Consider the following 22,216-nt stretch of genomic DNA (forward strand, 5'->3'; position numbering starts at 1 on the left):
CGAGAGCCGGCTCGCGGCGGCGCGACGCGGTCGGACCGGCCCGTGAGACCGGGTTTCAGGGACCGCACCGTCACGGAAGCCTTTTATGTTCCACTCCCGCTTCTTCGGTCGCAATGGCGAAAGGCGAAGTCGATTTCTTCAACGACACTGGCGGCTACGGTTTCATTTCGACTGACGACGCGGACGAGGACGTGTTCTTCCACATGGAGGACGTCGGCGGTCCGGACCTCGAAGAGGGTCAGGAAGTCGAGTTCGACATCGAGGAGGCGGACAAGGGTCCGCGCGCGTCGAACGTCACCCGTCTGTAAGTCGGCGACGACACCCGAGGCGAATCGGCTTTTCGACCGCTTTCACCTTCGAGCGGCCGCTCCGGATCGCGGGCCACCGCGGGCGGTAGGCCCGGTCGGCGCCGACGGCGAGACGCCCGATCCGACCCCGACCGATAGGGATTTACCGCTCGTTGACTGACTGGTCAGTCAATGAGCGACGCGCCGAGCGCGGCGGAGGAGATCATGGACGGGGTGTACAGCGCCCTCCGCGCTCACGGGTACGCCGACCTGACGATGCAGGACATCGCCGACGAGTGTTCGAAGAGCAAGTCGCTGCTCCACTACCACTACGACACGAAGGAGGACCTGCTCGTCGCCTTCCTCGACTACGTCGTCACCGACTCGGAGGAGCGGATCGCGGCCCGCGCCGACGACCCGCCCGTCGAGCGGCTGGTCCAGTTCGTCGGGTGGTTCGTCTTCGCGCCCGACGAGGCCGACCGCGAGGCGTTCCACATCGCCCTGTTGGAGCTGCGCACGCAGGGACCGTTCAACGAGCGGATCCGCGAGCAGCTGGCGCGCAGCGACCGGCTGCTGCGGGGCACCGTCGCCGACATCCTCGGGGACGGGATCGATGTCGGCGTCTTCCGCGACGTCGACGCGGAGGAGACGGCGGCGCTGCTCGTGGCCACCCTCGACGGCGCCCGGACCAGACAGATCACCCTCGCCGGCGCCGGGCGCGACGACGACGCGGCCGGCTACACCCGCGAGGTCGCAGAGGCGACGCTCCGGCGGATCGTCGGCCCGCTGCTCGCGGAGGGCGTGGAACTGCCGCCGCTCGACGAGTCGGTCGACGCGCTCCGGGGCGACGCCGACCCTGACGAATCGGTCGACGACGACGGAGCGGCCGGCAGGTCCACGGACCCCGGCGAATGAGCCGCTTCGGGTTCGAGCGACCGCCGCCGGTGCTGCTCGCGGTGATCGCGAGCACGTTCTTCGTCGGCTTCGGCGGCGGCGTCGTCTTCCCGATCCTCCCGAACCTCGGCGCAGTCCTCGGTATCTCCGCGTTCATGGTCGGCGCGATCCTCTCCGCGAACCGGTGGGTTCGACTCATCGCGAACGCGCCCGCCGGCGCCCTCGTCGACCGGTACGGGACCCGGACGCCGTTCGTCGCCGGGCTGTTCGTCGAGGGGGTCGCCACGCTCGGCTACGTCGTCGCGCTCGCGATGCCCCCCGCGGAGGCGCTCCGTCCACTCGCGGCCTCGCTCCCCGCGTTCGCCGTCGGCCCGTTGGTCGTCGGTCCCGAGCAGTGGTTCGCCCCGATCGGCGTCGCCGTCGCGCCCGAGACGTGGTTCCTGCTCGCGCGGGTCCTCTGGGGGCTCGGCTCCGCGGCGGTGTTCGCGACGGCGTACACCATCGCGGCCGACCTCTCCGACAGCGGTTCGCGGGGGACGAACATGGGGATCGTCCGCGGCGGGATCACGGTGGGGTTCCCGGCCGGCCTCGTCCTCGGCGGCGTCGTCTCCGCGCTCGCGGGCAACGTCGCCGCCTTCGCCGTCGCCGCCGCCTTCGCGCTCACCGCGAGCGCGGTCGCCTACCGGTACGTCCCGGAGACGCACGTCACCGGCGACCGCTCCGACGACTCGATCAGGCCGTGGGAGATCGACACCGCCGTCCCGGCGCTGACGGTCGGGCTGGTCAACTTCGGACTGATGTTCGCGTACATCGGCGCGCTGTTCTCCACGCTCGTCTTGTTCCTCGGCGCGAACGACATCTCGCTGTTCGGTCTCGCCCCGCAGGGCACCTCCGGGCTGTTCATGGCCGGAACGGTCCTCTCGGCGGCGTTCTTCATGCTCGTCGGCGGACGCGTCTCCGACACCCGCGACTCCCGCACGCCGATCCTCCTGACCTTCCTCGTCGTCTCGTTCGTCGGGTTCCTGCTGCTCGCGCGGGCCGGCTCGGTCCTCTCCTTGGGTCTCGCCTGCGTTTTCATCGGCGCGGGACAGGGCGGGACGAGCGGCCCGATGATGGCGCTGCTCGCTGACCTCACCCCCGACGAGCGCATGGGGCGCGCCTCGGGAACGAACAACGTCCTCGGCGACGTGGGGGGCGGGCTCGGCCCCATGGTGTCGCTCCCCCTCATCGAGGCGGTCGGCTTCACGCCGATCTACGCCGCCTGCGCCGCCCTCCCGCTGCTGGCCGGCGTCGTCCTCCTCTTCGGAGTCCGACGGGAGACCGGGACGTTCCTGCCGGGGCAGGCCGCGGGCGAGGCCGGCGGGAACGACCCCGTCGCGACGGACGCGTAGCCGCGCTCGTCGCCGCTCGACCGGCGGGACGGGAACCCCTTCCGGCGGGGCGTCGGGACGCCGTATGCGAACCGCTATCGCCCCCTGCCCGAAAGAACAACCGTTAAAAGTCGGCGTCGGGTTCGTACGGACATGGCTGGAACTATCGAAGCGCTCGTCCCCGGCGGGCAGGCCAACCCCGGCCCGCCGCTCGGTCCCGAGCTCGGACCGACGCCGGTGGACGTTCAGGACGTCGTCGAGGAGATCAACGACGAGACCGCTGCCTTCGACGGCATGGAGGTGCCCGTCACCGTCGAGTACGACGACGACGGCTCCTTCACCATCGAGGTCGGCGTGCCGCCCACGGCGGAGCTCATCAAGGACGAGGCCGGCTTCGACACCGGCTCCGGCGAGCCGCAGGAGAACTTCGTCGCCGACATGTCGATCGAACAGGTGAAGAAGGTCGCCGAGCAGAAGTCGAGCGACCTGCTCGCGTACGACACGAAGGCCGCCGCCAAGGAGGTCGGCGGCACCTGCGCCTCCCTCGGCGTCACCATCGAGGGCGAGGACGCCAGGACGTTCGACGACCGCGTCGACGCCGGCGAGTACGACGACGTCCTCGACGAGTAACGCTTTTTTCCGGCTCTCCGCTTTCCGGCGCCGCTTTCGATTCCGACCCGTTACACCGCGGTCCGCGTCATCGGGGTGCGTGCCCTCCGCACCGTCCGGGTTCGGGCCGTCCGCGGAGGCGGCCACTTATGAGCGGACCGGACCGACACGTCGGTATGCCGGATCTCAACCCGATCGCGAAGCGGATCCACAACGTCCAGCCCCGACCGGTTCGGCTCGAACTCGACTCCGGCGAGACCGGCGTCTTCGAGTTCTCGTCGACGGAGTTCTTCCAGCGGGAGTTCCGCGGCGAGGGCGTCCGAACCGACGGCGACGCCGACGCCGAGTTCCGCCTGATCAGCTCCGAGGACTACGAGGACATCCTGCTCGGCCGCTCCGGACCCGACGAGGAGGGGTGGTCGATGGTCGGCGAGGTGGTCGCGGCCGAGCGCGCCGAGGGGTAGCCGGACCGCCTCGTCAGCGGAGCGCGCTCAGCGGACGACCGTGACGGGCACCTCGGCGCGGCGCACCACGCCCTCAGCGACGCTGCCGAGGAGGACCCGCGAGAGGCCGGTCCGGCCCCGGCTCGCCAGCACGAGGTGGTCGAACGGCTCGCCGTCCTCGCCGTCTTCGCCGACCGGCTTCTCGCCGCCCGCGACGCCGAGGATCGTCTTCGTCGGGCGGCCGACCTCCAGCCGCGTCTCGACATCCCGGTCGACTATCTCCGACACTTCGGCGAGGACCCGTTCGCCGCGCTGCTTGGCGCTCTCGTACCACTGGTCGGACGCGCCCGGGAACCCGCCGTCGGCGCCCGTCGCCGAGTCGGCGGGGTTGATCACGTGAAGGGCCGTGAGGTCGGCGTCCGGCCACTCGTCGGCCGCGAACCGCAGCGCCTCGGCCGCCTCTTCCGACCCGTCCACCGCGACGAGGATGCGCTTGCTCATACGCGGCGGTTCGACTGCTCCGGACAAAAAGGGCGGCGATGAGTTCGAGTCGGCGACAATTCACCGCGAGGCCGTAGGCCGGGACCGGGCGGCGGGGCAGTCGGTCGCGGAGCGCTCGCCGGCCGCGCGGCGCTCGTCTCAGTCGTGCCGCGTCACGCACTCCGAGAGGCCGATCAGCTCGACGGGCTCGGAGTTGTCCGGCGAGTAGACGACCATCTGCCCCTTCTCCATGTACGGCACCTTGCCGGCGAGGTTCGACGGGATGTTGACGCTGGAGATCGCGTCCTCGTCGCCGAGGTTCAAGACGATCTTCGTGTTCACCTGCTTGAACACCGACTCGGCCACGTCCTGGGGGTCCTGCGTGATCAGGAACAGGCCCAGCCGCTCCTTTCGGCCCTGCTTCGCGGCCTCCGTGAACTTCTGGACCACCTTCTGGGCCTGGACGTTGTCGGCGTCGGCGAGGAAGTTGTGCGCCTCGTCCATCCCGACGAGGAGCGGCGTCTCCTTGATCCGGTCGCTCTCCGGGTCGTTCGAGAGCTTGTCGTCGACGAGTAGCCCCGCGACCGCGAGGACGACGATCTCCTTCTGCCGGGAGGTCGGCAGGTGGTAGGTTGGGACGACCGAGAGCCCGCCGGGGCGCACGAGGGTGTGGTCCAGCTCCGTGATCGGCTTCGCGTCCTGATCGAAGATCCCGCTCGGGACCCCGCGGACCCGCCGTTTGACCGCGTCGAACGTCGCCTCGTGGATCCGACCGCTCTCGTGGAGCTCCTCTTTGAGCGCCGGGTCGTCGAGGTACGAGAGGAACTCGCTGTAGGTGCCCGCGTCGCCGTAGTTGTCGAAGAACCGGTTGATGAGGGTCAACAGCGCGGGGTACTGGTTGTCGTTGAGCCCGGAGCCGGCGACCAGCCACGGCATGTCCTTCGCCAGCGAGAAGGGGATCGTGAACTCGACGCGCTCGGCGCGGTGCCCCTCGCCGGGGTACGTCGCGTTCGCGACGCGGGGCACGAGGGCGACGGTGTCGTCGTGGCCCCCGTGGGCGATCCCCTCGCGTTCCAGCCGGCGCGCGAACGCGTCGTCGAGGTCGGGGTTGTCGTCGTGCATCTGCGCGTACTCGTCCTGCGGGTCGAACTGGACGACTGCCATTCGCGATTCGCGGCCGTCGCCCATCGGGTAGGTTCGGTCGGAGTCGAGGTACTGGCGGAGGACGTTCTTCGAGGCGTGGGTCTTCCCGGAACCGGTGCCGCCGGCGACGAGCGTGTGCCGGAACGCGAGCGGGTCGCCGTCGCCGTAGTCGTCCTTGACGCGGTAGTCGACCGTCGGGGGCTCCGCCGCGGTGCGGACCTTCTCGCCCCCGACGGAGAGGTGGCCGAGGAAGACGCCGTCGTCGGGGATCTTCAGCCCCGTCTTGATCTCGGCGTCGTCGTCGGCCTCCTCGACGACCGCGCCCGGCTTCGGCACGCGGTCCGTCATCCGGCGTTTCATCCCCTCGCCCTCGCCGTAGACGACGGACATCGGCTCCAGGTCGGCGACGAACTTGTAGTCGCGCTCGGCGAACTCGTCGCGGCGCATCTGCCGGCGGGCGTGGATCTCGGTCGCGTCGTCGGACTGGAACTCCTGCGCGTACTCCAGTCCCGTGATCCGACAGAACAGCCGCTCGCCGTCCGGGTACGGGATCAGGAGGTACTTTCCGAGCCGCACCGACTCGCGGTTGCCGGTCGTGACGAACGCCTTCAGCGACGTCTCGTCTTCCTCCTCGGCCACGCGGAGCCCCTGAGAGACCGACACGACGCCGAGCCCCGCGTCGCTGCCGGCCGGCGTCGCGTCGTAGGCGGCGAACGCCTCGTCTTCCGCGTCGCCGCGCGCGTCAGCGGTCCCGGCTTCGGTCGCCGAATCACCCCCCGCATCGGCCGCACTCCCGCCGTCGGCCGCCGAGGCAACCCCGCCGTCGGCCGTGGAGTCGCCTCCGCCGTCGGCCTCGCTCGGCGCGCCGCCGTCGCCGTCACCGTCTCCGGTGAACTCGGTGAAATCCTCCAGCGTCATGGCGTATCCACCGACCGCCGGGCCGAAAGCGTTTGCCCTCCCGCCGGGACGCACGGGAACCCCTCCCGCGGCGCGCTTATCCCGCTCGACCCCGTACCCGTGCCATGATACTCGTTCGCGGCAGCGGAGGCGGGACGGACCTCACCGGTACGGTGTTCGAGCGCGGCGAAGAGCCGCCGGCGTACAAGGGCGCGCCCGACGAGGACGCGCCGTACGTGTGGGTGTGCGACTCCTTCTACGAGGTCGAGAGCGGCGGCTCCCCGCTCGTCGTCGACGGCGAGGAGATCCGCGTCGCCTTCGAGGAGCCGATGCCCCGCGGGTTCGACACGCGCGACCAGGCGGTCGAGGCGGCCCGCGACCACGTCCGGACGCAGTTCGCGCGGATCGGCGTCGACCCCGACGAGGTCGACGTCGAGGTGACCGCGGCGGACCCCGCCTGAGTCTCGCCTCGCTTTTACCTGCCCCGCCTCGGTACGGGTCGGTATGTCCGAACCGTCGGAGGACTTCGACCCCGAGTCTCGGGAGGAGCGCGAGGTCGCCGCCGAGGCCGCCGGCGACCGGTCCGATTTCCTCTCGCTGATGGGCCACGCATACCGCGGCGAGCTCGGACGGACGAGCTCGTGGCGGACCCGCATCGACCGCACGACCAACTGGGCGGTCGTGGTGACCGCGTCTCTGCTCACGTGGACCTTCTCGAGCGCGTCGCGGCCGCACTACGTGCTGCTCATCGGGCTCGTCATGCTCAGCGTCTTCCTCGGCATCGAGACGCGTCGGTACCGCACCTTCGACGTGTGGCGGTCCCGCGTCCGGCTGCTGGAGGAGAACGTGTTCGCGAACGCCCTCGATCCGGAGGGCGTCGAGCAGTCGAACTGGCGGGCGCTGCTGAGCGAGGACCTCCGCGAGCCGACGATCAAGATGCCGGCCGTCGAGGCGGTCTCGCGGCGTCTCCGACGGGTGTACGCGCCGCTCGTCTCCGTCCTCGTCGCCGCGTGGGTCGTGCGGCTCACGGTGTTCACCGCCGCCGGAAACGGCGTCGTCGCGACGGCGTCGGTTGGGCCGATCCCTGGCGCGCTCGTGCTCGCGCTCGTCGGCGGGTTCTACGTCGTCGTGATCGCGCTGACGGTTCGGCGGGCGCCGAGACGAGCTAAAGGAGAGATGCAGGCCGCCGAGGACGCCGAGGAGTGGAAGTGAACCGGTACGGCCTCGCGAAGCCAGACGAGGCGATCCGCGACTCCCGCAACCCCTTTTCGCTCGGGGCACTACCGAACCGTATGACCGAGCTACCGGACCGCGTCGTGGGCGACGCGCGGACGAGCGACTTCGGGTGGAGCCTCCTCACGGACCTGACCGACATCGGGAACCGGATGGCGGGATCGACCGGGGAGCGGCGCGGCGCGGAGCGCGTCGTCGAGGCGTTCGAGGCGGCCGGCCTGCGGAACGCCGGGCTCGACGAGTTCGAGATCCCCGGCTGGTGGCGCGGCGACTCCTCGCTGTCGGTGTCGGGCGCGGTGGAGCGGCACCACGGGAACTCCCACGAGGTGATCGCGCTGCCCGGGACCCCGAGCGGCGAGGTGACGGCCCCCCTCGTCGACGTCGGCGACGGCACCGACGAGGAGTTCGCGGCCGCGGGCGAGGCGCTGGACGGCGCGGTCGCGATGGCCTCCTCTCGCACGCCGGAGAGCCACGACCGGTGGATCCACCGGATGGAGAAGTACGTCGCGGCGGCGGAACGCGGCGCGGTCGGGTTCGTCTTCCGGAACCACATCGAGGGGGCGCTCCCGCCCACCGGCGAGATCGGGTACCACAACCGACCGGGGCCGATCCCCGCCGTCGGCGTCTCGAAGGAGGTCGGCGACCGGCTCTCGCGGCTCGCCGAGACGGCCGCGGACGGCGACGGCGGAAGCGGCCGCGGCTCGGGAGCCGACCGCCCGACCGTCTCGCTCGACGTCGACTGCCGCAACGAGCCGACGACCTCGGTGAACGCGGTCGCGGAGGTCGGCCCGGACACCGAGGAGGCGGTGTACCTCACCGCCCACGTCGACGCCCACGACGTGAGCGACGGCGCCAACGACAACGGCGCGGGGTCGGCGCTCGTCGCGGAGGTCGGTCGCCTGCTCGCGACGGTCGAGGGCGACCTCGACACGCGGGTGCGCCTCGTCACCTTCGGCTCGGAGGAGATCGGGCTGTGGGGGGCATACCACTCGGCGGAGACGACCCCGAAGGAGGATATCGCCTGCGTGGTGAACCTCGACGGCGCGTGTAGCTCGCGGAACCTCCGCGTGGGGACGAACGGGTTCGACGGGATGCGCGAGCCGTTCGAGGCGGTCGCGGACGCGTTCGATGCCCCCCTGACGACCGGCGAGACGATCTCGCCCCACGGCGACCAGTGGGCGTTCGTTCAGGAGGGAATCCCGGCCGTGATGGCGTCGACGACGAGCGACCAGTCAGGGCGCGGCTGGGGCCACACTCACGCCGACACCCTCGACAAGCTCGACTCCCGCGACCTCCGCGAGGTGGCGACGCTCGTGACCGCGGCCGTCTACCGGTTCGCGACGGGTGACGTGGCGGCGGACCACCGATCGCGGGAGTCGATCCGCGACGCCATCGACGAGGGGTACGTCGAGGAGCTGAAGACGGGCGGGCGGTGGCCCTACGACGGGTAAGCCCGGGAGGTCGACGAAAGACACCCGGCAGAGGCCGGCGTCGAGTCCGGACCGCGCGCCGCGTCAGTCGAGCGCCGAGGCGCGGGCCGCCGCGAACGGGACCAGCATCTCCGCCGGGTTGAGCCCGCCGTGCATCCCGACGTACGACAGTTTCTCCGGCTCAACGTCGCCGAACCACACTCCCGAGTCGCGGTGCGTGACGATCAGGTCGCCGCAGCGCCGTCGGAACCGGTCTGAGACCGGGCGGTCGCCGAAGAGGTCGCGGTCGATCGCCTCCCGCCGGGTGAACGTCCGCGCGTCGTGGTCCGAGAGCGCTCGCCGCGCGTCCGGGACCGTTCCCGGTCGCAGGTGGAGGTGAACGTTGCGGGGGCTGCCGGACATCTTGACCGGCGTGCCGTCGGCATGCCGTCGGAGGTTCCCCGTCACCGCCTCGTTCGCCGAGAGGTCGAGATTGGCGTCGGGGTCCGTGTTCACGTGGCCGTGGTCGGCCGTCACGAGCAGCAGCGTCCGCTCCGCGGTCCGCCGATCGACCCGCCGCAGAGCGGCGGTGACCTGCTCGCAGACGGTCGCCACCGTCTCGCCGTACGCCCGGCCGTCGGTGCCTTCGGCGTGGGAGACGTGGCCGACGTGCGGCACGTACGCGTAGACGTATCCGGGGTCGCCGCTCGCCACGACCGCCGCCGACAGGCGCTCGCCGAACGAACCGAGGCCGTCGTAGACGTGCTGGGTCACGTCCTCGCCGCCGGCGTCGAACGGCTGGAGGCGGTGACAGTCGACCCCCGCGTCGCGCATCCGAGCGTAGAGCGACTCGCATCCGACGACCGACCCCTTGGGGACTCGCTCCGCCGCCGCGCCCGATTTCACATCCCCCCCCGAGCGGCAGGAAGGCCGTGTCCAACCGGGGGTCGTAGATGTTCCACCCGACGCACCCGTGTTCGCACGGGAGTCGCCCCGTCTCGAGCGTGGTGATCGCCGCCGCGGTCTCGGACGGGTAGACCGAGGTGAGCGGGGTCACCGTTCCCGCCTCGGTGAGCCGGTCGAGGAGGCCACACCGTGGACGGTGGCGCTTCCAGCCGTCGAGGCCGAACCCGTCGACGAGGAGGAGGACGACCGTGTCCACGTCCGTCTCGACGCCGTCGAACACGTCGCTCGGGAGGGCGCGGCGGCCGCCGGCGTCGAGCACCGATCGGACGGTGTCCGGGACGTTCCCGAAGCAGTAGTCCTCGTACGCCGGGAAGAGGTAGCCGTCGCGCTGCTGACGGTCTCGAAGGACCCGCTCGATATCGTCTCGAAACACGGTAGCGGTCGTAGAGAGGTCCCGACCCCCTCCGGGCGGATCGTTTCTTAACCTGTCGTGAGCGTCTCGTCGGTCCTCGGCGAGCGCCTCTCGGCGTGGCCGCGAGGGGGCCGGCGGGGCGGGGCGCCGGCCCCGAGTCCGGCGCGGCGGCTCGCGGACGGCTCGTCAGGCCGCCGCTCGGCTCACTCCTCGTCGGAACCGTCGCAGACGCCGAGCGGGAGCGACTCGGGGGCGTCGCCGTCCGCGTCGAGGCCGGCGTACGCGTCGTCGATGAGCCGGGCTAACTGCGTCTCGGGGCTCACGCCGCGGGCGGCGGCGAGGGCCGCGAGCCGCTCGTACTGCTCGTCCGGCACGGTCACCGTTCCCTCGTCCATACGCGGCGCTCCGTCCCGAAGCTACAAAAGCGTTGGTCCGGCCCCGCTCGCGGGCGATCAGTCCGGCTCACGGCGAGTCGGTCCGGTCTCCCCCGTACGCGGCGTCGACCGGCTCGCCCTCCGCGAAGCGATCGAACAGCGCGTTCATCACCGACGACTCGGCGCGAGAGAGGTGCTCCCAGACGGTCGTCGAGCCGAGGCCGAGTTCGGCGGCGACCTCCTCGACGCCCACGCCGCCGCCGTGGTCGTAGTAGCCCGCGGCGATCGCGGTGGCGAGGACCTCGCGCTGCCTGTCGGTGAGCCCGTCGAGGAGGCCGGACGCGGGGAGCTGCGGCGAGCGCTCGATGGACGCGAGCTCCACGTTCCGCGCCAGTTCCACCTCGTTCCCGCCGCGTTCGAGCTCGCGCATCACCGCCGAGAGGTCGTCGTCGTCCTCCAGGTACGCCGTCCAGCGCTCGACGCCGCCGGAGATGGTCGTCCCCGTCCGGTAGTGGATCCCCAGCCGCGAGAACCGCTCGCCGATCCCGTCCCAGTCGGCGGCCGAGACGTCGATCGTCAGTGCGACGTAGGCGTGGGCGCCCTCGATCGGCGCGAGCGGCTCGGCCGACACGATCAGGTCGAACTCGCGGAAGTCCTCGACGAACGCCGCGATCTCCGCCGCCGGACCGGTGAGCTCGGCGATCCGCTTGCGCTCGGACCCGCTGCCGGTCATCGAAGAGACGGACCGGTACCGCACCTCCGGGTGGCGCGCGCTCACCTCGCACTCCGGCTCCCCCGCGTGGTGGATCCGGAACGTCACTTCCCGCATGGCCGATTCGAGGTCGCCGAGGTTCAAACGGGTTCCGGACCGGTCGCGAGCCGTCCTCGTCGGTGGCGGTGCGTCGTCGGTGGCGGCGCGTCGTCGGTGGCGGCGCGTCGGCGGTGGCGGCGCATCGGCGGTGGCGGCGCGTCGGCGGCGCGGGCGCGGTCAGTCGCTGCGCCCCATCGCGTAGAACTCGTCGTTCGGACGCATGTCCGCGACGGTCGCCATGCGGTTGGAGAGGTTGAAGAAAGCCGCCACGGAGGCGATGTCCCACACTTCCTCCGGGGAGAAGCCGGCGTCTCGGAGCCGCTGTACGTCCTCGTCAGTCACGGCCTCGGGCGACTCGGTGAGCGTGACGGCGAAGTCGAGCATCGCCATGTGGTGGTCGGAGACGTCGGCCTGCCTGTGGTTCGTGGCGAGCTGGTCGGCGAGCTTCGGCGCGCCCGCGTAGATCCGACAGAGCGCGCCGTGGCCAACCACGCAGTAGAGGCAGTCGTTCGCGCCCGACACCGCGACGACGATCATCTCGACCTCCTCCCGAGCCAGCGGCGTGTCGGACACGAGCGCGTCGTGGTACGCGAAGAACGCCCGAAAGTGGCTGGGCTTGTACGCGAACGCCGAGAACACGTTCGGCGTGAATCCGGTGTCTTCCGTCTCCTCGTCGATGCGGTCGCGGAGGTCCTCGGGGAGATCCTCGTAGTCGGGCACGGGGAACCGTCGCATCGCGTCCTCGTTCATACCCCCAAGCGCGCGCCGTGACCACAAAGCCGTTCCCCCGGACTACCCATCGCTTCGCCGCTCTCCAACGTCTCGAACGGTCTCGTCGACCTGGGCGGTTGATTTATGCGGGGGCGTGCCGTGCGTTGGCACACGCATGCCCGACCCGAGCGACGCCGGTCCGGGAGCCGGCGACAGTGACCGCCGGCCGGCGCCGAGTTCGGGAGAGGCAGACCGGACGGCGGTCGTGGAGCGGCTGTACGGCGAGGTCCCCTTCCACCGTCGGCACGACCTGGAGGTGCTCGCCGTGACACCCGAGCGCGCCAGCGTCAAGCTGCCGTTCGATCCCGGACTCGTGGGCAACCCCGACCTCGGCGCGGTCCACGGGGGCGTCGTGAGCGCGCTCGTTGACCTCGCCGGCGCCGCCGTTTTCGTCGGCGGGCGCGAGGCGTTCACGCCCACCATCGACCTCCGCGTGAACTACCTCGAGGCCGCCGGCCGGGAGCCGCTGTACGCGACGGCAACGGTTGACCGCCGCGGCGCCGACATCGGCGTGGCGAGCGTCGAAGTCGAGTCCGGGGACGCCGTCTGCGCGACCGGCACGGGCGTCTACAAGCTCACCGATGACTGAGTTCCCCGTCGACGGCGTCGTGGACACGCACGTCCACCTGATGCCCGAGCGGCTGATGGCCGCCATCCGAGAGGCGCTGGGCGAGGCCGCGGGCTGGACGTTCGACCACCCGACCGACCGCGACCGGATGGAAGCGGCACTGACCGCCGCCGGCGTCGAGCGGTACGTCGCGCTCCCGTACGCCTCGCGCCCGGGGACGGCGGGCGACCTCAACGAGTGGGTGATCGAGGCTGCCGCGGACTCCGAGATGGCGGTCCCGTTCGCCACCGTCCACGCCGGCGACGACGACCCGGGGACCGTCGTCGCGGACGCCCTCGACGCCGGGGCCCGCGGCCTGAAGCTCCAGTTGCCGGTCCAGGGGTTCGCGGCCGACGACCCGCGGCTCGACCCCGCCTACGAGGCCGTCGCCGCCCGCGACGTGCCGGTCCTGCTCCACGCCGGGACGGCGCCGATGTTCGAGGACAGCCCCCACGTCGGCGTCGAGCGCTTCGAGTCGTTCCTCGCCTCCTACCCGGACGTGCGGGTGTGCGCCGCGCACATGGGGACGTACGAGGTGGACGCGTTCGTCGAACTCGCCCGCGACAACGGCAACGTCTTCCTCGACACCACCTTCGCCATGTCGAGCGTGGCCGAGACGTACATGGAGTTCGACCCGGCGACGGTCGCCGACGAGACGCTGATCGAGCTCTCGGAGTCGGTCATGTACGGCTCCGACTACCCGAACATTCCGTATCCGTACGCCCGGGAACGAGAGCACCTGCTTGCGCGGGATCTCCCGGTCGAAGCGCAACGGAACATGTTCTCTCGGACCGCGCGCCGCTTCCTCGACGGCGACTGAGCGACGATGCCGCCTCCTCGACGGCGACTGAGCGACGCCGATGCTCGCCGGGCGCTTAGTACCGCTCGTCCACGACGCCGGGCTCGTCGAGGTCGGCGACCAGTTCGACGGCGTCCGGGGTCACGATGAGGCGGTCGCCGAGCGCCGCGCGCAGTTCGTCGGCGTCGGCCTCGCCCTCGCAGATCACGACGAGGCGGTCGGTGGTCTCGGGCTGGGACACTTCGACGCGGTACTCACCGGTCAGTCCCTCGAAGCCGGCGAGCACCGTCTCGATGCTCTCCGGGTACACCTTCACGCCCTTGACCTTCAGCCGCTCGTCCGTGCGGCCGATGACGCCGTCGGGCAGCACGACCGTCCCGTCCCGGACCGCGAGTTCGGCGAGGTCGCCGGTCCGGTAGCGCACAAGGGGAACCCCCGCTTTCCTGAGGTGCGTCACGACGACCTCCCCACGCTTGCCGGCGTCCAGCACCTCGCCGGTGTCCGGGTCGACGACCTCCACCACCGCGTAGTCGTCGACGACGCGGAGGCCGTCCTCGGCCGCGGTCTCGGCCGCGACGGGCATGATGTGCCGCGTACCGAAGTAGTCCACCGCGGTCGAGGCGTCGAGCGCGTCCTTGACCGCCTCGCGGCGGCCGGGGATCGACGTGAACGGCTCGCCCGCGCCGACGAACGTGTCGACCGAGCCGCCCTCGGCGCCGATCTTCAGCGCGAAGCTCGGGTTGCCCACGACGGCGTCCACGTCGTACGCCTCGATGGTGGCGGCGGCTTGCTCGGAGTCGCCGGGGCCGAGCGGGAACACCTCCGCGCCGAGGCGTTCGAGCGCCCGATGGAGCACGTACCCGGTGCCGAACAGCTCGTAACCGAACGTGTTGACGACGCGGTCGCCGGGCTCGACGCCGGCGCGTTCGAGCACGTCCGCGTTGGCGGCGGCCTGGGCCTCGAGGTCGTCGGCCGTGTCGAACACCGGTCGCAGCTGCTCGCCCATCGGCGAGAACGTGACCATGGCTGCGCCGTCGTACAGCGACCCGCTCGGCGGCGCGGCCTCGAAGTCGGCCTCGAGCTCCCCCGCCGTGGTGAACGGGAGCGACCGGAAGTCGGCCCACGAGTCAACCGCCGTCGGGTCGACGCCCGCGTCCGCGAACTTCTCGGCGTAGAAGTCGCGGTCGGCGACCCGCTCCAACTGCTCCCCGACCGCAGCCAGTGTGCTGTCGTCGTACATCGCGTTAACACACGAAAAACTGGCACATAAATCTCCGTCACGGGCGCGGCGTCGAAGTCGACCGCGTCAGATCAGACGGATCGCGTCAGGTCAGACGGGAGCGACGCGACCGTATCGCGGCGCGCGGGCCGTCGCGCTCAGTACGCGAACGGCCACGTGCGCAGGTACTCCTTGATCTTGCCCAGCCCGGCCAACACCCCCTTCGGCTCGACGGCGAGCACGACGATGATGATCGAACCGAAGAACACCGGCAGCAGGGCGGTCGCGTTGGTTGCCGTGAGGTCGGCGAGGTAGTTCAGCCCGTCGTTGAGGTAGTCCTGCACGAGCGTGACGACGCCGACGCCGAGCAGCGCCCCCCACACGCGCCCGAGGCCGCCGAACAGCAGCATGACGTAGTGTTCGAGCGTGAGCCCGAGGGTGAAGTACTCCGCGTTGATGAAGCCGATCTGGAACCCGAACAGCCCGCCCGCGACACCGATCATGAACCCGCCGATGGCGAACGCGAGCAGCTTGTTCTTGAACACGTTGACACCGAGGACGGACGCGGAGAGGTCGTTCTCGTGGATGGCGCGGAACGTCTTTCCGATCCCGGTCCGCGAGAGGTTCAGCGACAGCAGCGCGAACACTAACAACAGCACCAGCGCGAGCAGGTACTTGTCGATGGTCGTGCCGAGGGCGCCGACCGGGCCGACGAGGCCCACGTTCGAGGGCACCGACTGGGTCGTTCCGCCGTGGATGAACGCGAGCTGCGGGTTCACGAAGAACCACTCCTCGGCGATGAACTGGAGCGCCAGCGTCGAGATGGCGATGTAGAACCCCTTGACCCGGAACGACGGGAGGCCGAAGCCGACCGCGACCAGCGCGGAGATCAGGCCGCCGACGGCGAGCGCCGGAAACAGCCCCGCGCCGACGGCGAGCAGCCTGCTCGTGCTGTACGCGCCGATGGCCATGAACGCGCCCTGCGCGAGCACGATCTCGCCCGCGTAGCCGAGGATGACGTTGAGCCCCAACACCGCGATGGCGAAGATGTACGCCTGCGTCAGCAGCGTCACGGTCCCGCCGCCGAGCAGGAACGGCGCGATGAAGGGGATCGGCAGCCCCAGGGCGAGCGCGATCTTCTGCGTCCGCCACCGGACGAGGCCCATCCGCGACTCGTAGTCGGTGAAGTACTCACCGCAGGGCATGCGACCACCCCCCTTCGGCCGCAGCCGTTCGAGTCGTCGGTACGCCGCCGGAGCGCCGCGTGGCGCGCGAACTGTGTCCGTTCATGGTCAGAGCCTCTCTATCCGCTCGGTGCCAAACAGGCCGTACGGCTTCACCAGGATGACGACGAGCAGGAGGATGAGGGGGAGTATCTCCCCGAACCCCGCGCCGAAGTTGGCCTGAACGTCCGTGAACGGGACGTACACCGCCGTGCCGCCCACGAGGTAGTACGAGCCGAGTTCCTGGAGGACGCCCACGACGATCGAGCCGATGAACGCCCCGGGGATGCTGTCGAGGCCGCCCAACACGACGGCGGCGAAGATGATGATCCCCGTGTTCTCGATGGAGACCGCCGCCCCGCCGCTAGAGGTCGCGAGCAGGATGCCGCCGATGGCGGTGATGGCGATCGAGAGCGTCCACGCGAGCGCGATGGTGCGCTCGATCGAGACGCCGAGCACCATCGCCGCCTGCTCGTCGCTGGCCGACGCCCGGAGGATCGACCCGGTGACGGTCTCGCGGAAGAACAGCATCAGCACGGCGACGACGACGAGCGCGATGGCGACGGCGATGGCGTACGCCGCCTGTATCGAGGTGCCCAGCGGGAGGCTGAGCTGGCCGCCGAACGTCAGCGCCGACGGGTACGCCTGCGCGTTCTGGCCGTACAGGAAGAAGACGACGCCCTCGAGGATGCTGCCGAGCGCCAGCGTCACGATGATGACTGACAGCACCGGTTCGCCGATGAACTGGCGGAACACGACGCGTTCGAGCGCCAGCCCGAGCACGAGGCCGAGCAGGACCGTCACGAGCACCGCGGCCCACGCGGGGATCGCCGCCGGGAGCACGGTGGCCGTGCCGAAGACCACGACCCCGTACGCGCCGATCATCGCGATCTGGCCCTGCGCGAAGTTCAGGACGCCGGTCACCTTGTAGATGAGCGAGAAGCCCATCGCCACGAGCGCGTACAGCGCGCCCAGTCCGAGTCCGCTCAGCGAGATGTCGATGAACGTGACCCAGTCGACCATCTAGCTCACCTCCAGTTCGCGGTCGTCGTCGAGGACCGGTTGGTCCACGTCGACGATGCGCATGACGCCGCGTTCATCGGACTCTCTGCCGTCTTGGTACGTGATCGTGAGCTCCATTGCTATCTCGGTGCTGCCGTCGTACAGGGCGGTCACGAGGTCGCCGTACCGGTCCACGACGACCTCGCGGCGGAGCTTCCCGGTGCGGGTGAGCTCCCCGTCGTCGGCGTCGAACTCCTTGAACAGGAGCACGAACCGCCGGATCGGGTTGTCGAGGTCCTCGTTGGTCTCGGCGACCACTCCGCGAAGCAGCTCTAAGACCGGTTCCTTCCGCGTCAGGTCGCTGTACCCCGCGTACTGGATGTCTCGCTGGTCGGCCCACTCCGCGACGTTGTCGTACCGGATGTTCAGCACCGCGGTGAGCTCGGCGCGGTCGTCGCCGACGACCATCGCCTCCTTCACGTAGGGGTTGAACTTCAGCTTCGTCTCGACGCTGATCGGCGCGACGGCGGTGCCGTCGCTCATCTCCAACACGTCGTCCATCCGGTCGAAGATCCGCACGTGGTCGTCGTCGGTGAGCGCGCCGAAGTCGTCGGTGTGGAGCCAGCCGTCCTCGAACGCCGACTCCGTCTTCTCCGGCATCCCGTAGTAGCCGGAGGTGACGACCGGGCCGCGGACGAGGAGTTCACCGCCCGGCGTGATGCCCACCTCGACGTTCGGGAACACCTCGCCGACCGTCTCGACCTGGACATCGTCGTCGCGGTGCATCGTCACGAAGCCGCACACCTCGGACTGCCCCCAGATCTGCTTGAGCGGGACGCCCATCGCGTGGTAGTACTCGAAGTGGTCCTCCCCGAGCGGGCCCCCGCCGGTGTAGACGTTCTTCGCGCGCTTCAGCCCGATCTTGTCGAGTATCGGGCGGTACGCCACCCAGTACGACAGCCAGTGGGCGCCGCGCAGCCACGCCGGCGGCTCCTCGTCGTTCCTGTCGCCGATGACGTACTCGGCGTACTTCTCGCCGATGCTCGTCGCCTTCTCGTACACCCAGCGCTTGAACCGGGTGGTGTTCTCGACCTTCGCCTTGATATCCGCGACCCACGCCTCGTACCGCTTCGGCGACGAGAAGATGATCTCCGGGCCGATCTCGCGGAGGTCCTCCTCTTCCGTTTCGGGCTGTTCGGGGAAGTTCGCGGTCCAGCCGGCGACGAACGCGGCCGCGAGCAGGATCATCTGCTCGCCCACCCACGCCATCGGGAGGTAGGAGAAGTAGTCCGACTCCTTCGGCAGCGGGTCGATGTCGATGGCGGCGTTGGCGAGGTTCACGAGGTTGAAATGCGAGAGCCGGACGCGTTTCGGCATCCCCGTCGTCCCCGACGTGGGCGCGAGCATCGCGGTCGCCTCCGCGGGCACGGCCTGGATCTCGGACGCGAGGTAGTCGTCGCTCACGGTCCCGGACTCGCGGCGCTCGCGGCCGCGCTCCTCGACGTCCTCGTAGGCGACGATCTCCGGGTCGCCCGGCTCGGTCTTCTCGCCGTTCTCGTACCGGAACATCCCCTTGTCGTCCCGGTAGATGATGGTCGACAGCGACGGCACGTCGCCCGAGACGAGGAGGAGCTTGTCCACCATCTCTTGGTCTTCCGCGTACACCACCTCGGGCTCGAGCAGTCGGAGCTGCTTCTCGATGTCTTCGGGCAGCATGTCCTCGTAGTTCGGGGCCGCCATCCCGCCGAGGGACTGCGCGGCGATCCACGCCCACAGCTGGTGCGGGCGGTTGTAGCCGATGGTGAACAGCACGTCCTCGTCGCCGAACCCGTACTCCTCTAAGCCGAGCGCGAACCGCTCCACCCGGTCGTAGTACTCCTCCCAGGTGAACTCCTGCCAGACTCCGTACCGCTTCCAGCGCAGGGCGATGTCGTCAGGATGCTCGGCGGCGTGGTCGATGAGGATCTCGGGGAGCGCCCGGTCGGAGACGATGGGAACCGACTCGCCCTCCGGCGCGGTCAGGACGCGCTCGACGGAGAGCCCCGAGTCGTCGGAGTCGCCCGACTCGACGCCCTCGCTCTCGGCGTTGTCGGCCGCCATCTACTCGACCCCCGTGTAGACGCGGGCGACCTCGGGGTCGTTCGTCACCTCCTCGGGCGGCCCGCGGGCGATGACGCCGCCCTTCTGCATGACGATCATCCGCTCGGAGACGGCGGTGACGACTTCGAGGTCGTGCTCGATCATCACGAGCGTCAGCCCCTCCTCCTCGTGGAGGTCGGTCAGGAAGCGGATCATGTCGTACTTCTCGTCGAAGGTGAGCCCGCTCATCGCCTCGTCGAGCAGGAGCACGTCCGGTTCGAGCGCGAGCGAGCGGGCGAGGTCCACGCGCCGCTGGACGCCGAGCGGCAGCGTCGACACCGTCGTGTGGCGGTGTTCCCAGAGCTCGAGGTAGTCGAGTATCTCCTCGACGAACCGCATGTTCTCGGCCTCCGTCTTCCGGCCGGTCCCGTAGTACAGCATCGCCGAGAGTACGTTCGGGCGCTCGGCGACGGCCCGGGTTGTCATCACGTTCTCTAAGACGTCCTCGCTCTCGAACAGCTCCAAGCCCTGGAACGTCCGCCCGATGCCGTGGCGCGCGCGGTAGTGTTCCGGCCTGCCGCTGACCTCCTCGCCGTTCAGGAACACCTCGCTCCCGGCGTCGGGCGTGTAGAAACCGTTGAGGATGTTCAACAGCGTGGTCTTCCCGGCCCCGTTCGGACCGACGATAGACACCCACTCGCCGTCGGCGACACCGAGGTCCACGTCGTCGACGGCGGTGATCGAGCCGAACGTCTTGGTCACGTTCCGGCAGCCGATCGCGGCGTCCTCGGGAGAAACGTGAGTCCCGCCTCTGAGCGCCGCCGCCCGCGTCTCGGCCTCCTGATCTGCGCTCATCAGGTCCACCTCTTGCGGATCTTGTAGTGCCTGATGTCGGTGTAGCGGGAGTCCTCGCTGGACGTGCCGAGGTAGAACTCCTTGATCTCCTCGCGCTGGACGAGATCGTCGGCCGGGTCGTGAAGCTCTATCTGCCCGTTCTCCATGACGTAGCCGTAGTCGGCGATCTCCAGGGTGCGCTTGGCGTTCTGGTCGGCGATGAGCATCGTGATGTTCTCCTTCCTGTTGATCTCCACGAGCGTCTCGAAGATGTCCCTGACAAGTTTCGGCGCGAGGCCGAGCGACGGCTCGTCCAACAGGAGCAGGTTCGGCCGGTGGATGAGCGCTCGCGCGATGACGAGCATCTGCTGTTGCCCGCCGCTGGCGTAGCCCGCCTTGAGGTCTAAGATGTCCTCCAACTGCGGGAAGTACTCGAAGGCGATCTGGTAGTCGTCCTCGTCGAACCGGAACCGGCGGCCCTCGCGGTAGAGCCCGCACCGGAGGTTCTCCTCGACGGTGAGGTCCTCGAACACCCGCCTTCCTTCGAGGATGTGCGTGATGCCGCGGCCGACCATCTCGTTGGCGCCGTAGTTGGTCACGTCCTCGCCGCGCAGGAAAACGCGACCCCGCGTGACCTCGCCGCGCTCGCTCCGCCCGATGCCGCTGATCATCTTCAGTATCGTCGATTTCCCGGCGCCGTTCGGGCCGAGCAGCGCGACGATGTCGCCCTCGCTGGCCGACATCGAGACGCCCTGTACGGCGAGGAAGTGCCGGTCGTAGACGATCTCGACGTTGTCGAGTTCGACGACCGGTGGATCGCCGTCGCCCGCCGCGGCCGTCGCGTCCGCGGTCGTTTGCTCGTCGGTCGCCATCACAGTCCGATCCAGGAGTCGCGACGGGGCAGTTCGACGCTGGTGTCGAAGCTCAGGCTGCCGTCGGTGACCTCGAACAGCCGCCCGTTCATCGTCGGGCGCCGGTCGTCCTCCGCGTAGCTGAACGGCTCGGCGAGGCCGAACATGTCGTCGTCCTCGATGCCGAACATCCCCTGTCTGACGTTCGGCCCGGTCGTGACGTCGTTCCCGGCCTCGGCCGCGTTCTGCAGGCCCTTCAGCGCGAGCAGCGCGTGGATCACGCCGCGCACGTAGTTGAGTTGGGCGACCTCCGGGTCGTCCATGCTGCGCCCCTCGCGCTCGAAGTTCGCCTCGATGATCTCCGCGCCCCGGCCGCCGCTGTCGAGAGCGCCCTGGAACGTTCGGAACGCGTTGACGTATCGCACGCCCTCGAAGATGTCGGGCGACTGCTGGACCACGCGCTCGTCGACGGTGTAGGTCAGGCCGCACACCGTCAGGTCGGGGTAGATGTCCTGTCGGTCCTCCAAGAGCACCCGCATCGGCGCGGACGTGTTCTGGTGGATGAGGTAGTCGATCTCCTGGTCGCGGGCCTGTCTGAGCTGCGTGGTCGCGGAGTTGGCGGTCAGCGGGAGGTTGATGTCCGAGGCCACGTCGAGCCCGAGCTCCTCGGCGTACTGCTTGCCGCCCTCGACGGGCGACCGCCCGAACGCCGTGTTAGAGAAGATGAACCCGACCGTCGCCTCGGGGTCGTTGTCCGCGATCCACCGCAGGTGGGCGCGGGCCTGGCTGGTGTAATCGAGGTTCCCGAAGAAGTTGTACGGGAACTCCTCGGTGACGAGGTTCGCGGAGTAGGACGCGGAGACGTACACCACCTCGTCGTCCGCGACGGTGCCCGCCAGCGCCTCGGTGTCGGCGGTCCCCCAGCCGATGATCAGCGGCGGCGACGACTCCGAGGTGTACTGCTGGTAGTACTGCTGGGCCTGCGGCACCTCGTAGGCGTAGTCGTTGTTCGGATGGTCAATGCTCACGTCGAACAGGTCGTTCTCGTTGATGTACGTGATGGTGTCGCGAGAGCCGATGGCCGTCGGCCGGCCCACGTCGGAAGTCGCGCCGCTCTCGTCGTATATCCCGGGCACCGTAACGGAATCGGGCATCCCCCCGCTCCCTCCGCCGCCGCTGCCGCTTCCGCTGTCTCCGCCGTCCCCGCCGCCGATACATCCGGCGAGCGCCAGCGTCGCCGCTCCGGCGGCACCGCTCTTCAGGACGTTGCGCCGCCGGTACAGCCTCGTCGGATCCCCTGTGTTATCATTTGTCATGAGTATCTACCTACCACCCAGAGCCACGTACTACATAATCATTAGGGATGGATTCACTCGCCTGCGGGCAGTCCTTCGGTCGCCGCGGCGCTCGAGAGCACCGCGCGGAGCGATCCGGTCGGCGGTGTTCAGATAAGGATTGAAAGGTGAGGCGGTGCGTTTTCAAAGTGTTCTATGCCCAAAAACGACCGCCTCAACGGCTGTTTAGACGATATCAACTTAGAGTTTGTGGAGCGAGAAGCAACAC

23 protein-coding genes and 2 pseudogenes are annotated in these 22,216 nt (G+C 69.7%); 11 read left to right on the forward strand and 14 right to left on the reverse strand.

Annotated features, from left to right (window positions below; genetic code table 11):
* The first annotated feature begins 113 nt into the window (after positions 1-113).
* The 5 genes from B9G49_RS04290 (at position 114) to B9G49_RS04310 (ending at position 3,624) form a co-directional block, all read left to right on the forward strand.
* Positions 114-308, forward strand: coding sequence for a cold-shock protein (locus B9G49_RS04290; protein WP_004596869.1), 195 nt, complete (start codon positions 114-116; stop codon positions 306-308).
* Positions 309-479: 171 nt separating this feature from the next.
* Positions 480-1,202, forward strand: coding sequence for a TetR/AcrR family transcriptional regulator (locus tag B9G49_RS04295; RefSeq protein WP_086215539.1), 723 nt, complete (start codon positions 480-482; stop codon positions 1,200-1,202).
* Positions 1,199-2,572: an MFS transporter gene (locus B9G49_RS04300; RefSeq protein WP_086215540.1), complete on the forward strand. Its 1,374-nt coding sequence runs from the start codon at positions 1,199-1,201 to the stop codon at positions 2,570-2,572. Before B9G49_RS04295 ends, B9G49_RS04300 begins: the two co-directional genes overlap by 4 nt.
* A gap of 132 nt (positions 2,573-2,704) precedes the next feature.
* On the forward strand, positions 2,705-3,181 hold the full coding sequence (locus B9G49_RS04305; protein WP_049930549.1) for a 50S ribosomal protein L11: 477 nt from the start codon (positions 2,705-2,707) through the stop codon (positions 3,179-3,181).
* 155 nt (positions 3,182-3,336) lie between these two features.
* The gene (locus B9G49_RS04310) at positions 3,337-3,624 is read left to right on the forward strand and encodes a hypothetical protein (protein ID WP_049930547.1); all 288 of its coding nucleotides are present in this window, start codon (positions 3,337-3,339) and stop codon (positions 3,622-3,624) included.
* 27 nt (positions 3,625-3,651) lie between these two features.
* Here the strand turns inward: B9G49_RS04310 and B9G49_RS04315 are convergent, their stop codons facing one another.
* Together B9G49_RS04315 and B9G49_RS04320 are read right to left on the reverse strand one after the other, a co-directional pair.
* Complete coding sequence (locus B9G49_RS04315; RefSeq protein WP_049930546.1) at positions 3,652-4,104, reverse strand: universal stress protein; 453 nt, start codon at positions 4,102-4,104, stop codon at positions 3,652-3,654.
* A gap of 138 nt (positions 4,105-4,242) precedes the next feature.
* Entirely contained in the window at positions 4,243-6,144 is a 1,902-nt protein-coding gene (locus B9G49_RS04320) for an ATP-binding protein (RefSeq protein ID WP_086215541.1), read from the reverse strand.
* A gap of 104 nt (positions 6,145-6,248) precedes the next feature.
* Between B9G49_RS04320 and B9G49_RS04325 the strand changes: the two genes are divergently transcribed.
* The 3 genes from B9G49_RS04325 (at position 6,249) to B9G49_RS04335 (ending at position 8,807) form a co-directional block, all read left to right on the forward strand.
* Positions 6,249-6,584, forward strand: coding sequence for a hypothetical protein (locus B9G49_RS04325; protein WP_086215542.1), 336 nt, complete (start codon positions 6,249-6,251; stop codon positions 6,582-6,584).
* Between the two features lie 43 nt (positions 6,585-6,627).
* The gene (locus tag B9G49_RS04330) at positions 6,628-7,335 is read left to right on the forward strand and encodes a DUF2270 domain-containing protein (protein WP_049930541.1); all 708 of its coding nucleotides are present in this window, start codon (positions 6,628-6,630) and stop codon (positions 7,333-7,335) included.
* Between the two features lie 80 nt (positions 7,336-7,415).
* Positions 7,416-8,807 carry a M28 family peptidase gene (locus B9G49_RS04335; protein WP_086215543.1) on the forward strand — a complete coding sequence of 464 codons (1,392 nt, stop codon included), beginning with the start codon at positions 7,416-7,418 and terminating at the stop codon, positions 8,805-8,807.
* A 63-nt stretch (positions 8,808-8,870) separates the two neighbouring features.
* Here the strand turns inward: B9G49_RS04335 and B9G49_RS16660 are convergent, their stop codons facing one another.
* From B9G49_RS16660 to B9G49_RS04355, 5 genes and pseudogenes are all read right to left on the reverse strand, one after another.
* Positions 8,871-9,671, reverse strand: a complete 801-nt coding sequence (locus B9G49_RS16660) for an alkaline phosphatase family protein (RefSeq protein WP_198943810.1) — start codon at positions 9,669-9,671, stop codon at positions 8,871-8,873.
* Positions 9,672-9,756: 85 nt separating this feature from the next.
* Positions 9,757-10,104: pseudogene (locus tag B9G49_RS17320) on the reverse strand (alkaline phosphatase family protein); the annotation flags it as partial.
* 182 nt (positions 10,105-10,286) lie between these two features.
* A complete protein-coding gene (locus B9G49_RS04345) occupies positions 10,287-10,478 on the reverse strand; it encodes a hypothetical protein (protein WP_049930539.1) in 192 nt (63 codons plus the stop codon).
* Between the two features lie 67 nt (positions 10,479-10,545).
* Positions 10,546-11,286 carry a helix-turn-helix domain-containing protein gene (locus B9G49_RS04350; RefSeq protein ID WP_086215544.1) on the reverse strand — a complete coding sequence of 247 codons (741 nt, stop codon included), beginning with the start codon at positions 11,284-11,286 and terminating at the stop codon, positions 10,546-10,548.
* Between the two features lie 159 nt (positions 11,287-11,445).
* The gene (locus tag B9G49_RS04355; RefSeq protein WP_086215545.1) at positions 11,446-12,018 is read right to left on the reverse strand and encodes a peroxidase-related enzyme; all 573 of its coding nucleotides are present in this window, start codon (positions 12,016-12,018) and stop codon (positions 11,446-11,448) included.
* A 136-nt stretch (positions 12,019-12,154) separates the two neighbouring features.
* Here B9G49_RS04355 and B9G49_RS04360 point away from each other — a divergent pair, with 136 nt between their 5' ends.
* Together B9G49_RS04360 and B9G49_RS04365 are read left to right on the forward strand one after the other, a co-directional pair.
* On the forward strand, positions 12,155-12,628 hold the full coding sequence (locus tag B9G49_RS04360) for a PaaI family thioesterase (protein WP_086215546.1): 474 nt from the start codon (positions 12,155-12,157) through the stop codon (positions 12,626-12,628).
* Positions 12,621-13,466, forward strand: a complete 846-nt coding sequence (locus tag B9G49_RS04365) for an amidohydrolase family protein (protein ID WP_086215547.1) — start codon at positions 12,621-12,623, stop codon at positions 13,464-13,466. Before B9G49_RS04360 ends, B9G49_RS04365 begins: the two co-directional genes overlap by 8 nt.
* A gap of 55 nt (positions 13,467-13,521) precedes the next feature.
* On the opposite strand, the gene B9G49_RS04370 is transcribed toward B9G49_RS04365, so the two are convergent.
* From B9G49_RS04370 to B9G49_RS04400, 7 genes are all read right to left on the reverse strand, one after another.
* Positions 13,522-14,685, reverse strand: a complete 1,164-nt coding sequence (locus B9G49_RS04370) for a phenylacetate--CoA ligase family protein (protein ID WP_049930533.1) — start codon at positions 14,683-14,685, stop codon at positions 13,522-13,524.
* A gap of 137 nt (positions 14,686-14,822) precedes the next feature.
* The gene (locus tag B9G49_RS04375) at positions 14,823-15,869 is read right to left on the reverse strand and encodes a branched-chain amino acid ABC transporter permease (RefSeq protein WP_086215548.1); all 1,047 of its coding nucleotides are present in this window, start codon (positions 15,867-15,869) and stop codon (positions 14,823-14,825) included.
* 87 nt (positions 15,870-15,956) lie between these two features.
* On the reverse strand, positions 15,957-16,910 hold the full coding sequence (locus B9G49_RS04380) for a branched-chain amino acid ABC transporter permease (protein ID WP_049930529.1): 954 nt from the start codon (positions 16,908-16,910) through the stop codon (positions 15,957-15,959).
* A complete protein-coding gene (locus B9G49_RS04385) occupies positions 16,911-18,989 on the reverse strand; it encodes an AMP-binding protein (protein ID WP_086215549.1) in 2,079 nt (692 codons plus the stop codon). It abuts the gene before it with no gap.
* The gene (locus B9G49_RS04390) at positions 18,990-19,823 is read right to left on the reverse strand and encodes an ABC transporter ATP-binding protein (RefSeq protein ID WP_129452547.1); all 834 of its coding nucleotides are present in this window, start codon (positions 19,821-19,823) and stop codon (positions 18,990-18,992) included. It lies immediately after the preceding gene.
* Positions 19,823-20,674, reverse strand: a complete 852-nt coding sequence (locus B9G49_RS04395) for an ABC transporter ATP-binding protein (RefSeq protein ID WP_086215550.1) — start codon at positions 20,672-20,674, stop codon at positions 19,823-19,825. The genes B9G49_RS04390 and B9G49_RS04395 overlap by 1 nt, the downstream gene beginning before the upstream one ends.
* Positions 20,674-21,969, reverse strand: coding sequence for an ABC transporter substrate-binding protein (locus B9G49_RS04400; RefSeq protein WP_080508555.1), 1,296 nt, complete (start codon positions 21,967-21,969; stop codon positions 20,674-20,676). Before B9G49_RS04400 ends, B9G49_RS04395 begins: the two co-directional genes overlap by 1 nt.
* Before the next feature lie 174 nt (positions 21,970-22,143).
* Here B9G49_RS04400 and B9G49_RS16150 point away from each other — a divergent pair.
* Positions 22,144-22,216 (forward strand): annotated as a pseudogene (locus tag B9G49_RS16150) (IS6 family transposase); the annotation flags it as partial.

Origin of the sequence: Halorubrum sp. SD683, from assembly GCF_002135045.1 — an archaeon.
GTDB lineage: Archaea > Halobacteriota > Halobacteria > Halobacteriales > Haloferacaceae > Halorubrum > Halorubrum ezzemoulense.